The organism is Piscinibacter defluvii (assembly GCF_004011805.1).
In the GTDB taxonomy this organism is placed as follows: domain Bacteria; phylum Pseudomonadota; class Gammaproteobacteria; order Burkholderiales; family Burkholderiaceae_C; genus Piscinibacter; species Piscinibacter defluvii.
This window is the reverse complement of record NZ_RCHJ01000015.1, coordinates 200,436-212,568: the sequence shown is the minus strand read 5'-3', so window position 1 is coordinate 212,568 and position 12,133 is coordinate 200,436. Positions and strand designations below refer to the sequence as shown.

Here is a 12,133-nt window from a genome sequence, read left to right as displayed (position 1 = left end):
GACCGCCGTGAACAAGCCCCTTCCCGCCGCCCTGCTCGACCCGCAGCTGCAACCCGCCGAGGAGGCCGCGCACCGCGCCGGCGCGCGCGTGGGCATCAGCCGCCCGCACGAATCGGCCCACCTGCACGTGGCCGGCGAGGCCGCCTACATCGACGACCTGCCGGAGCTCGCCGGCACGCTGCACTGCGCGCTCGGCCTGTCGCCGGTGGCGCATGGCCGCATCCGGGCGATGGCGCTGGAGAAGATCCGCGCGCTGCCGGGCGTCGTCGCGGTGCTGAGCGCCGCCGACATCCCCGGCACGAACGACTGCGGCTCGATCGTGCACGACGAGCCCATCCTCAGCGACGGCGAGCTGCGCTACCTCGGCCAGCCCGTGTTCGCGGTGATCGCCAGGACACGCGACGCCGCCCGCCGCGCCGCCGCGAAGGCGAAGGACGTGCTCGAGGTCGAGCCCCTGCCGCCGGTGCTGACCCCGCGCGACGCGCACGCGAAGCAGCAGTACGTGCTGCCGGCTATGCACCTCGAGCGCGCGACCAACGGCGGCGCACGCGCCGCGATAGCCGCCGCGCCGCGCAGGCTCAAGGGCAGCTTCGACGTCGGCGGCCAGGAGCAGTTCTACCTGGAAGGCCAGATCAGCTACGCCGTCCCGCTCGAGAACGACGGCCTGCTGGTGCACTGCTCGACGCAGCACCCGAGCGAGATGCAGCACCTCGTGGCGCACGCGCTCGGCCTGTCCGCCCACCACGTGCAGGTGCAGTGCCGGCGCATGGGCGGGGGCTTCGGCGGCAAGGAGTCGCAGTCGGCGCCGTTCGCCTGCATCGCCGCCGTCGCGGCGCGGAAGCTGAACCGCCCGGTCAAGCTGCGCCTGGACCGCGACGACGACTTCCTGATCACCGGCCGGCGCCACTGCTTCTGGTACGAGTACGAGGTCGGCTACGACGACGACGGCCGCATCCTCGGCGCCGAGGTGACGATGGTCTCGCGCGCCGGCCACTCGGCCGACCTGTCCGGCCCGGTGATGACGCGTGCGCTGTGCCACTTCGACAACGCCTACTGGCTGCCCGACGTGGCCATGCACGGCTACTCCGGCAAGACCAACACGCAGAGCAACACCGCCTTCCGCGGCTTCGGCGGGCCGCAGGGCGCGATCGCGATCGAGAACATCGTCGACTCGATCGCCCGCACGCTCGGCAAGGATGCGCTGGACGTGCGCAAGCTGAACTTCTATGGCCAGGGCCAGCGCACGCCGTACGAGCAGCCGGTGGTCGACAACGTGATCCACGAGCTGGTCGGCGAGCTCGAGGCCACCAGCCAGTACCGCGAGCGCCGCGCCGCCATCGCCGCGTTCAACGCGACGAGCCCGGTGCTCAAGCGCGGCCTGGCACTGACGCCGGTGAAGTTCGGCATCTCCTTCAACGTCAAGCATTTCAACCAGGCCGGCGCGCTGGTGCATGTCTACAACGACGGCTCGATCCTGGTGAACCACGGCGGCACCGAGATGGGCCAGGGCCTGAACACCAAGGTGGCGCAGGTGGTGGCGCACGAGCTCGGCGTGCACTTCGAACGCGTGCGCGTGACGGCCACCGACACCCAGAAGGTGGCCAACACCTCGGCCACGGCCGCCTCGACCGGCAGCGACCTGAACGGCAAGGCGGCGCAGGACGCCGCGCGCCAGATCCGCGAGCGCCTGGCCGCCTGCATCGCGGCACACCATGGCGGCGAGGCATCGGCGGTGCGCTTCGCCAACGACTTCGTCGAGGTGGCGGGCAAGCGGCTGCCCTTCTCGGCCGTGGTGGCGCAGGCCTACGTCGACCGGGTGCAGCTCTGGTCCGACGGCTTCTACGCCACGCCCGGGCTGAGCTGGGACCGCGAGAAGCTCAAGGGCCGGCCCTTCTACTACTACGCCTACGGCGCGGCGGTCAGCGAGGTGGTGGTGGACACGCTGACCGGCGAATGGAAGCTGCTGCGCGCCGACCTGCTGCACGACGTGGGCAAGTCGCTGAATCCGGCGGTGGACATCGGCCAGGTCGAGGGCGCGTTCATCCAGGGCATGGGCTGGCTGACGATGGAAGAACTCGTCTGGCACCCGCAGAGCGGGCTGCTGACCACGCACGCGCCGAGCACCTACAAGATCCCGACCGCGAACGACTGCCCGGCGCAGTTCACCACGCGGCTGTTCGAGAACACCAACGTCGAGGACAGCATCCACCGCAGCAAGGCGGTCGGCGAGCCGCCGCTGCTACTGCCCTTCTCGGTGTTCTACGCGATCCGCGATGCGGTCTCGGCGGTGGGCGGGCACCGGGTCGATCCGCCGCTGTCGGCACCGGCGACGAGCGAATCGATCCTGCGCGCGATCACCGCGGTGAAGGCGGGCTGAGCATGGACCCCTTGCGCCGCACCGCAACGCAATGGCTGGCCGGGGGCGAGCCGGCGGTTCTGGTCGAAGTGACCCGGGCACTCGGCTCGGCCCCGCGCGAGGCCGGTACGCGCATGCTGGTCTCGGCCGCGCGCTGCGCCGGCACGGTGGGCGGCGGCCACCTCGAGCTGAAGGCCATCGAGCAGGCGCGGCAGATGCTGGCGGCCGGCAGCACCGGGCCGCTGTCGGTGCACTACCCGCTCGGCCCGGCCCTCGGCCAATGCTGCGGCGGCGCCGTGACGCTCGGCTTCGCGGCGTTCGATGCCGCCGCGCTGGCGGCCTGGCCGCAGCGCGCGCCGCGCTTGCATCTTCAGCTCTACGGCGCCGGCCACGTCGGCCGCGCGATCGTGATGGCGCTGGCGCCGCTGAACGTGCGCATCGACTGGATCGACGAACGCGACGCCGAGTTTCCGCCCGATGACGAGCTGCCCGAGGGGGTGCGCAAGGTCTGCGTGGACGCGGTCGAGGCCGAGGTCGACGAGGCGCCGCCCGGCACCTTCTACCTCGTGCTGACGCACCGGCACGACCTGGACCTGCGCCTCGCGCTGGCCATCCTGAAGCGGGGCGACGCCGGGTTCTTCGGCCTGATCGGCTCGAAGACCAAGCGCGCCCGTTTCATTCGCCGCTTCGAGACCTACGGGCTCCCGCCGGCGGCGATCGCCCGCATGACCTGCCCGATCGGCGTGCCGGGCATAGCGGGCAAGGAGCCGGAGGTGATCGCCGCGTCGGTGGCCGCGCAACTGCTGCAGGCGAGCAGCGCCGCCGCGCGCGGTCACAGGTCGGCCGAGGTGCCGGCCGACGCGCCGGCTCAGGACGAGGCGACGACCCGCAGCGCGCCCACGTCCTGTACGCTGACGGTGTAGCCGCGCACCTCGATCAGGCCCTTGCGGCTGAGCTGGCGCAGCAGGCGCGACAGGGTCTCGGGCGTGATGCCGAGTTGTGCGGCGATGTCGCGCTTGCGCTCGTGCAGGGTGACGATGGCCTGCTCCGGCGCGTCGGGCACGGCCACGCAGCGCTGGATCAGCCAGTCGCAGAAGCGCGCCTCGGCATCCTTGTGCATCAGGTCGTGCGCCACCGTGGTCAGCTGGCGCACCTGCTGGGCCAGCACGTGCAGCAGCGGCGCGGCCAGCTCGGGCTGGCGCAGCAGCAGCGCCTGCACCTCGGCCACCGGCAGGGCCAGCACCCGCACGTCGCTCAGCGCGATCGCGTCCTGAGCCGGCGTGCCGCCCAGCCAGGCGCTGGCCGGGTCCAGCCAGTCCGGGCCCTGCAGGCTGCGCTCAGGCTGGAACGGCGCGCCTTCCTGCACGAAGCCGAGCGCGGCGTCGCCGTGGGCCAGGACGAGCAGCTCACGGGCCGGTTGCTGGCGCGACACCAGCAGGCTGCCGGCGGGCAGGTCGCGCGCAGTGGCCAGCGCCTGCAGTTCGTCGATCAGCGCCGGGCCCGGCACGGGCAGGCCGAGCAGGCCGCCCCACAGCGCGCGCTCCATGCCGCTGGCGCTGCCTTCGCCGGCGCCGACGAAACGCTGCCGCGGCGGCCGCAGCACCGTGCGCCGCCCGACTGCTGCGTTGCTGGCGATGTTGGTGTCCACTGCAGTCCCCACCCTGGATTCGGATGAATTGACTGTGGCGCAGCCGCTGGCGGGCTGCCTTGCGGCTCGTCAAACGGGCCCGGACTGGCCGGCGCCGGGTGTCGGACTGGGGAGGCGCGTCAGCGGCCGAGCCACTGCTGCAGGGCGGCGCCGTCGATCAGGCGCAGCGGGCTGCCGGCGGCGAAACGCTGCGCCTCGCGGCTGAAGCGGCCCTGGCAGACGACGAAGCCGCCGGCCGCCGCGCGCGACCGGATCTCGGCCTGCAGGTCGCGCAGCGCCTCGATGCCGACCTTGTCGGCCTGCCACTGGCGGCTGTGCACGAGAAAGGTGCCACGGTCGCGCCGCAGCACCAGATCGACCGGCCCGCCGGTGCCGCCGGGCACGATCTGGTAACCCTGGGACTGGAAGGCTTCCGCCAGGCGCCCCTCGAATTCGCGCCGGCTCCGGGAGACGGCCGACGGCCCGCGAGGCGCGCTGCGCCGGCGCCATTGCCACAGCGCTGCCGCCGCCAACCCCAGGCCGGCCGCCGCCACGGCCGGGGCCGCGGCACCCAGGCCGGCCCGGTGGCCGACCAGCTGCAGGCCGGCCACGCACAGCGCGACGGCGCCCGAACCGATCACCCAGGGGGTGAGGCGGACGAGTTCGGGGCGGGAGGAACGTTTGCGGCCCATGACGACATGATCGGCGACACCCCGCCGGGCTTGAGGCCGGATAACCGGCCGAGGCTCATTCAGGCGTGACCGGATGTTTCGCCAGTAGTTCCAGCGCCTTGACCAGCGCCGAATGGTCGAGCTGGTCCCAGCCCTGGGCAGCGCAGGCCTGCATCAGCTGGGCGGTGCTGGCGGTGTTGGGCAGCGCGACGCCGAGCGATCGGGCGCCTTGCAGCGCCAGGTTCAGGTCCTTCTGGTGCAGCCCGATGCGGAAGCCCGGGTTGAAGGTGCGCTTGATCATGCGCTCGCCGTGCACCTCCAGGATGCGGCTGGACGCGAAGCCGCCCATCAGCGCCTGGCGCACCCTGGCCGGGTCGGCCCCGGCCTTGCTGGCGAACACCAGCGCCTCGCCGACGGCGGCGATGTTCAGCGCCACGATGATCTGGTTGGCGACCTTGGTGATCTGCCCCGCGCCGGCCGCGCCGACATGGGTGATGTTCTTGCCCATCAGCGCCAGCAGCGGCTGCACGCGCTCGAACACCTCGGCCTTGCCGCCGACCATGATGGTGAGCGAGGCCGCCTTGGCGCCCACCTCGCCGCCGGAGACCGGCGCGTCCAGCCAGTCGCAGCCCAGCGCCTCGATCTGCTTCGCGAAGGCCTGGGTCTCGATCGGCGAGATCGAGCTCATGTCGACCACCGTCTTGCCCGGGGAGAGGCCGGCGGCCACGCCGTTCTCGCCAAACAGCACCTTCTGCACGTCCGGCGTGTCCGGCACCATCGTGAAGATCACCTCGGCGGCGCGCGCCACCTCGGCCGCGCTGGCGCAGGCCACGGCGCCGGCGTCCAGCAGCGCCTGGGGCAGCTTGCTGCGCGTGGTGACGAACAGCTCGTGGCCGGCGGCGCGCAGGTGGCCCGCCATCGGCGCGCCCATGATGCCGAGGCCGATGAATCCGAGTTTCATGGCAAGTCCTTTCGAGTCGGGGGTCAGTAGCTGCCGGAGCCCGTCGGCGCCGGTGCGCCGGCGCGCATCTTCGCCACCACCTGCTGCGCGCCGGCAGCCATCAGACGGGCGTCCGAGCTGACCGTGACAAAGCGGAAGCCCCTGGCGACGCGCGCCAGCGCCGCCTCGGGCGTGCCGTTGTGAATGCCGGCCACCAGGCCGTGCGCGCGGGCCCGCGCGAGGATGTGGTCGATCGCCTGCACCACCGGCGGGTCGACGTCGTCGAAGGTCGGCCGGCAGCCGAGCGCCAGCGAGAGGTCCGAGGGGCCGATGTAGATCGCGTCCAGGCCCTCCACCGAGAGGATGGCGTCCAGGTTGTCGAGCGCCTGCGCCGTCTCGATCATCGCGAAGCGCACGATGGTGCGGTTGGCGTGCTCGGGGTAGTCCGCCCCGCCGTACAGCAGCGCGCGGATCGGCCCGAAGCTGCGCGTGCCCTGCGGCGCATAGCTCGTGTAGGCGACGAAACGCTGCGCGTCCTCGCGCGTGTTGACCATCGGGCAGATCACGCCGTAGGCGCCGGCATCCAGCGTCTTCATGATGATGCCGGGCTCGAGCCAGGGCACGCGCACCACCGGCACGGTGGGCGTGGTGGAGATGGCCTGCAGCATCGAGACCATCGCCTGGTAGTCGACCACGCCGTGCTGCAGGTCGATGGTCAGCGTGTCCCAGCCCTGGTGGGCCATGGTCTCGGCGGCGAAGCCGCTCGGGATCGCGAGCCAGCCGTTCAGCGCGGCCCGGTCGTCCTTCCACAGGATACGCAGGCGGTTCTCTCTCATCGTCTCCTCCGGGTGTGGGTCACATCGGCGCGGGCGAGATCATGCGGCCGTCGCGCAGGAAGCCCTGCAGGTTGTCGAACACGCGGTCGGCCATGGCCTGGCGCGTCTCCTCGGTGCCGCTGGCGATGTGCGGCACCAGCACCACGTTGTCCAGATCGAACAGCGCGCGCGGCACGTTCGGCTCGTCCTCGAACACGTCCAGCCCCGCTCCGCCGATGCGGCGCTCGACCAGCGCTTGCACCAGCGCCGCCTCGTCGATCACCGAACCGCGGGCCACGTTGACCACGAAGCCGCGCGGGCCGAGCGCCTCCAGCACCTCGGCGTTCACCAGGTGGCGCGTGCCGGCGCCGCCGGCGGTGATCACGACGAGGTAATCGCACCAGCGCGCCAGTTCGACCAGCGCGGGCTCGTGCAGCCACGGCGCGCCCGCGACCGGCCGGCGCGTGTGGTAGCGGATGTCCATCCCGAAGCCGGCGGCGCGCCGCGCGATCGTCTGGCCGATTCGGCCGAAGCCGACGATGCCGAGCTTCGCGCCGCTCACCTTGCGCGCCAGCGGGAAGCTCTTCGCGCCTGGCGTGGTCCAGGCGCCGCGGCGCACGAAGCGGTCGGCCTCGCTGACGCGGCGGCCGATGTCCAGCAGCAGCGCCATCGCGAGATCCGCGACGCAGTCGTTCAGCACGTCGGGCGTGTAACCCACCGCGATGCCGCGCGCCCGCGCGGCGGCGAGGTCGAGCTTGTCGAGGCCGACGCCGAAGCTCGAGATCACGCGCAGCCGGGGCAGCCTGTCCAGCGTCGCCGCGGTGAAGCCGACGCCGGCCGAAGTCACGAAGCCTTCGAAGCCGGCACCGTACTCGGCGAGGTAGGCCTGCGGGTCGGGCTGCTCGGCCAGCAGCACGGTGTCGAACGCCGCCGCGAGCCGCGCCTCGAGCGAAGGCAGCAGCCGGCCGGCCTGCAGGATGCGCGTCTTCATGTCAGTCGAGTTTGACGCCGCCGGACTGCACCACGGCGGCCCAGTTCCGGCGCTCCTTCTCGAAGAACGACGCGAACTCGGCCGGCGTCATCGTGTACACCTCGGCGCCCTGCGAGACCAGTCGCTCGCGCACCTCGGGCAGGCGGATGATGCGCGTCAGCTCGGCGGACAGCTTCGCCAGCACCGCCGGCGGTGTCGACGCCGGCACCAGCACCCCCTGCCAGGTGCCGCTCTCGAAGCCCTTGACTCCCTGCTCGGCGATGGTCGGCACGTTGGCCAGCAGCGGCACGCGGCTCGACTTCGACACGCCGAGCACCTTCAGCTTGCCCGACTGCACGTGCGGCAGCGTGGCCAGCATGCCGTTCATCAGCACCTGGGTCTGGCCGGCCACGGTGTCTCCGATGGCCTGCGCGCCACCCTTGTACGGGATGTAGGTCCACTCGGCCCTGGTCGCCTTCTCGACCGCCACGCCGGCCAGGTGCGGCGCGCTGCCGATCGCCGTGACGGCGAAGTTCAGCTTGTCCTTGTGCGAAAGCGCCACCAGCTCGGCCAGGTTGTTCGCCGGCACCGAGGGGTGCACGACGAGCAGGTGCGGCGAGTAGGCCAGCATCGTGACACCGCGCAGGTCCTTGCTCGGCTCGAAGGGCAGCTGCTTGTAGACCGAGGCCGTGATGGCCAGCGCGCCGACGTCGCACAGCAGGATCGTGTGGCCGTCCGTCGACTTGGCCACCGCGTCGGTGCCGGTGTTGCCGTTCGCGCCGGCCTTGTTCTCGACGATCACCGTCTGCTTCAGCGCCTCGGACAAGGGCTGCGAGATGGCGCGGGCGATGATGTCCGACGAGCCGCCCGGCGGGTAGGGCACGACGATGCGGACCGGCTTGGTCGGCCAGGCCTGGGCAGCGGCCGCGAACGGCAGCAGGGCCAGCGATGCAGCCGCGAGGGCCTTCAGGGCGAGTTGTTTCATGCTTGGGTGTAGGCGGTCTTGACGGTGGTGTAGAACTCGGCGGCGTAGCGGCCCTGTTCGCGCGGGCCGTAGCTGCTGCCCTTGCGGCCGCCGAAGGGCACGTGGTAGTCGACCCCCGCGGTGGGCAGGTTGACCATCACCATGCCGGCCTGCGCATGGCGCTTGAAGTGGGTGGCGTGTTTCAGCGAGGTGGTCGCGATGCCGCTCGAGAGCCCGAACGGCGTGTCGTTGGCCAGCGCCAGCGCCTCGTCGTAGTCCTTCGCCCGAATCACGCTGATCACCGGGCCGAAGATCTCCTCGCGGTTGATGCGCATGCCGGGCGTGGTCTCGGTGAACAGCGCCGGGCGCAGGTAGAAGCCGGGTGCGCCGTCGGCATTGCGCTCGATCGCCTCGCCGCCGGCGGCGAGCGTCGCGCCTTCCTTGCGACCGATCTCGATGTAGTCGAGGTCCTGCGCCAGCTGCGCGGAATCGACCACCGGGCCGATGTCGGTGCCGGCCTTGCGCGCGTCGTCGACCTTCAGCGCCTTCATCTTCTCGGCCACCGCGGCGACGAAGCGGTCGTGGATGCCCTCGGTGACGATCACGCGCGAGCTCGCGGTGCAGCGCTGGCCGGTCGAGAAGAAGCCGCTCTGCACGGCGCAGTTGACGGCGACGGCGAGGTCCGCGTCGTCGAGCACGACGAACGGGTTCTTGCCGCCCATCTCGAGCTGGAACTTCGCCATGCGCGCGGCGCAGGCCGCGGCCACGCGCTGGCCGGTGGCCACCGAGCCGGTGAAGCTGATGGCGTCGACGCCCTTGTCTTCCAGCAGCACCGCGCCGACTTCCGAGCCGCGCCCCATCACGAGGTTGAACACGCCCTTGGGCAGGCCGGCGCGGTGCAGGATGTCGGCCAGCGCCCAGGCCGAGCCGGGCACGAGATCGGCTGGCTTCATCACCACGCAGTTGCCGAAGGCGAGCGCGGGGGCGAGCTTCCAGGCGGGGATCGCGATGGGGAAGTTCCACGGCGTGATCAGGCCCACCACGCCGAGCGGCTCGCGCGTGACCTCCACGCCCACACCCGGCCGCACCGAGCCGATCACCTCGCCGCCCACGCGCAGCGCCTCGCCGGCGAAGAACTTGAAGATGTTGCCGGCGCGCGCGACCTCGCCGATCGCTTCCGGCAAGGTCTTGCCCTCCTCGCGCGCGAGCAGGTCGCCGAGCTCGGCCTTGCGGGCGAGGATCTCGCTGCCCGCCGCATCGAGCAGGTCGAAGCGTTGCTGCGGCGTGGTGACGCTCCAGCCGGCGAAGGCCGCACGCGCCGCGGCGATGGCCTGCCTGGCCTGGGCGGCATCGGCCTGCGCGTACTCGCCGACCAGGTCGCGCGTGTCCGACGGGTTGATGTTGCGGCTGACGCGGGCCCCCTCGACCCACTCGCCGTTGATCAGGTTCCTGTGCATCGCATCTCCTTCGAAGTCAGCGGACCATGCAGGGGCGCTTGGGGTCGAACGTCCAGTTCGGGATCAGGTACTGCATCGCGACGGCGTCGTCGCGTGCCCCGAGCCCATGCTGCTTGTACAGCAGGTGGGCCTTCTCGACCTCGGCCATGTCGAGCTCGACGCCCAGGCCCGGCTTCTTCGGCACGGCGACGTGGCCGTCGACGATCTGCAGCGGCTCCCTGGTCAGGCGCTGGCCGTCCTGCCAGATCCAGTGCGTGTCGATGGCCGTCACCTTGCCCGGCGCGGCGGCGCCGACATGCGTGAACATCGCGAGCGAGACGTCGAAGTGGTTGTTCGAGTGCGAGCCCCAGGTCAGGCCCCAGTCGCGGCAGGTCTGGGCCACGCGCACCGAGCCGGCCATGGTCCAGAAATGCGGGTCGGCGAGCGGGATGTCGACGCTCTGCAGCGCGAGCGCGTGGCTCATCTGGCGCCAGTCGGTGGCGATCATGTTGGTGGCGGTCGGCAGGCCGGTGGCGCGGCGGAACTCGGCCATCACCTCGCGGCCGCTGAATCCGCCCTCGGCCCCGCAGGGGTCTTCGGCGTAGGCCACCACGCCGCGCATGCGCTGGCCGAGGCGGATCGCCTCCTTCAGCAGCCAGCCGCCGTTCGGGTCGAGCGTCACGCGCGCGTCCGGGAAACGCTCGTGCAGTGCCGTCACCGCATCGACCTCGGCGTCGCCAGCCAGCACGCCGCCCTTGAGCTTGAAGTCGTTGAAGCCGTAACGCTCGCGCGCCGCCTCGGCCAGGCGCAGCACGGCCTCGGGCGTCATCGCGGTCTCGTGGCGGACGCGGAACCAGGCGTTGTCGGCCTCGGGGTCGCTGACGTAGGGCAGATCGGTCTTCGCCTTGTCGCCGACGAAGAACAGGTAGCCGAGCATCTCGACCGAGTCGCGCTGCTGCCCTTCGCCGAGCAGCGCGGCGACCGGCAGGCCGAGGTGCTGGCCGAGCAGGTCGAGCAGCGCCGACTCGACCGCGGTGACGGCGTGGATCGTCGTGCGCAGGTCGAAGGTCTGCAGGCCGCGGCCGCCGCTGTCGCGGTCGGCGAAACGCTGCTGCATCTGGCGCAGCACGGCCTGCACGTTGCCGATCGGCTGGCCGACCACCAGCGCGGCGGCGTCTTCCAGCGTCTGGCGGATCTTCTCGCCGCCGGGCACCTCGCCGACACCGGTGTTCCCGGCGCTGTCGGTCAGGACCAGCAGGTTGCGGGTGAAGAACGGGCCGTGCGCGCCGCTGAGGTTCAGCAGCATGCTGTCGCGGCCTGCGACGGGAATCGCGCGCAGCGCGGTGACGGTTGGTGTCGAACTCATGGCGTCAGTCGGCAGTGATCTTGCGCGCCTCGATCAGCTTCTTCCAGCGCGCGTACTCGCTGGCCTGGAAGGCGGCGAACTGCTCCGGCGTGTTGCCGACGATCTCCAGCCCCACCGAGGTGAACTGCTGCCGGATCTGCGGATCGTTCAGCGCCGCGACCACGGCCGCGTGGAACTTGAGCTTGATGTCCTCGGGCAGGCCCTTGGGCGCGGCGATCGCCTGCCAGGAGTAGACGTCGACGTTCTTCACGCCGGCCTCGGCCATCGTGGGCACCTCGGGCAGCACCGGCGAGCGCTTCGCGCCGGTGACCGCGAGCGCCCGCAGCTTGCCGGCCTTGATGTGCTGGAAGACGGTGTTGACGTTCTGGAACGAGGCGTCGACCTGGCCGCCGAGCAGGTCCGACACGGCCGGACCGCCGCCCTTGTAGGGGATGTGCAGGCCGGTGGTGCCGCTCTCGAGCCAGTACAGCTCGGCGGTGAGGTGGTCGCTCGAGCCGTTGCCCGAGGAGGCGAAGCTCATCTTGTCCGGGTTGGCCTTCTGCCAGGCCATCACGTCGGCGAGCGACTTGTGCGGCGACGCCGCCGGCACCACCAGCACGTTGGGCGCCTGCACCGCGACGGTGATCAGGTCGAAGTCGTGCAGCGCGTCGTACTGCACGTTCTTGATCAGGTGCGGCGCGATGACGAACGGGCCCAGCGAGGAGACGAAGAAGGTGTAGCCGTCCGGCGGCGAACGCTTGACCGCCGCCGCGCCGATCGTGCCGGTGGCGCCGGCCTTGTTGTCGACGACGAAGGTCTGGTTGAAGGTCTTGGACAGCGCGGGGCCGATGGCGCGTGCGATCGAGTCGGTCGAGCCGCCCGGCGGAAAGGGCACCAGCAGCGTGACCGGCTTGTCGGGCCAGGCCTGGGCCGGGGCGGCGAGCCCGAGGGTGAAGGTCGCGAAGGCCGCGAGGGCAAACAGTTTCTTCATGGCTTGTCTCCTGGGGGA

Annotated in this window: 11 protein-coding genes; 2 read left to right on the top strand and 9 right to left on the bottom strand. The window is 71.5% G+C overall.

Annotation, left to right across the window (positions count from 1 at the left end; translation table 11 throughout):
- The first annotated feature begins 7 nt into the window (after window positions 1-7).
- Both xdhB and xdhC read left to right on the top strand, forming a co-directional pair.
- Window positions 8-2,377 (top strand): xanthine dehydrogenase molybdopterin binding subunit, encoded by a 2,370-nt coding sequence (gene xdhB, locus D9C15_RS23325; RefSeq protein WP_375138815.1) that lies wholly within the window; start codon window positions 8-10, stop codon window positions 2,375-2,377.
- A 2-nt stretch (window positions 2,378-2,379) separates the two neighbouring features.
- Entirely contained in the window at window positions 2,380-3,279 is a 900-nt protein-coding gene (gene xdhC / locus D9C15_RS23320; RefSeq protein WP_128000863.1) for a xanthine dehydrogenase accessory protein XdhC, read from the top strand.
- Here the strand turns inward: xdhC and D9C15_RS23315 are convergent.
- The 9 genes from D9C15_RS23315 to D9C15_RS23275 form a co-directional block, all read right to left on the bottom strand.
- Window positions 3,225-4,004, bottom strand: a complete 780-nt coding sequence (locus D9C15_RS23315; protein ID WP_128000862.1) for a Crp/Fnr family transcriptional regulator — start codon at window positions 4,002-4,004, stop codon at window positions 3,225-3,227. The genes xdhC and D9C15_RS23315 overlap by 55 nt on opposite strands.
- Window positions 4,005-4,123: 119 nt before the next feature.
- Window positions 4,124-4,675: a restriction endonuclease gene (locus D9C15_RS23310; protein ID WP_128000861.1), complete on the bottom strand. Its 552-nt coding sequence runs from the start codon at window positions 4,673-4,675 to the stop codon at window positions 4,124-4,126.
- 55 nt (window positions 4,676-4,730) lie between these two features.
- Window positions 4,731-5,615 (bottom strand): 2-hydroxy-3-oxopropionate reductase, encoded by an 885-nt coding sequence (locus tag D9C15_RS23305; protein ID WP_128000860.1) that lies wholly within the window; start codon window positions 5,613-5,615, stop codon window positions 4,731-4,733.
- A gap of 23 nt (window positions 5,616-5,638) precedes the next feature.
- On the bottom strand, window positions 5,639-6,430 hold the full coding sequence (locus D9C15_RS23300) for an HpcH/HpaI aldolase family protein (protein WP_128000859.1): 792 nt from the start codon (window positions 6,428-6,430) through the stop codon (window positions 5,639-5,641).
- A gap of 19 nt (window positions 6,431-6,449) precedes the next feature.
- Window positions 6,450-7,400, bottom strand: a complete 951-nt coding sequence (locus D9C15_RS23295) for a 2-hydroxyacid dehydrogenase (RefSeq protein ID WP_128000858.1) — start codon at window positions 7,398-7,400, stop codon at window positions 6,450-6,452.
- Window position 7,401: 1 nt separating this feature from the next.
- On the bottom strand, window positions 7,402-8,364 hold the full coding sequence (locus tag D9C15_RS23290; RefSeq protein ID WP_128000857.1) for a Bug family tripartite tricarboxylate transporter substrate binding protein: 963 nt from the start codon (window positions 8,362-8,364) through the stop codon (window positions 7,402-7,404).
- Window positions 8,361-9,800 carry an aldehyde dehydrogenase family protein gene (locus D9C15_RS23285; RefSeq protein ID WP_128000856.1) on the bottom strand — a complete coding sequence of 480 codons (1,440 nt, stop codon included), beginning with the start codon at window positions 9,798-9,800 and terminating at the stop codon, window positions 8,361-8,363. The genes D9C15_RS23290 and D9C15_RS23285 overlap by 4 nt, the downstream gene beginning before the upstream one ends.
- A gap of 16 nt (window positions 9,801-9,816) precedes the next feature.
- The gene (gene gudD / locus D9C15_RS23280) at window positions 9,817-11,145 is read right to left on the bottom strand and encodes a glucarate dehydratase (RefSeq protein ID WP_128000855.1); all 1,329 of its coding nucleotides are present in this window, start codon (window positions 11,143-11,145) and stop codon (window positions 9,817-9,819) included.
- Between the two features lie 4 nt (window positions 11,146-11,149).
- Entirely contained in the window at window positions 11,150-12,115 is a 966-nt protein-coding gene (locus D9C15_RS23275; RefSeq protein ID WP_128000854.1) for a Bug family tripartite tricarboxylate transporter substrate binding protein, read from the bottom strand.
- Window positions 12,116-12,133: the final 18 nt, after the last annotated feature.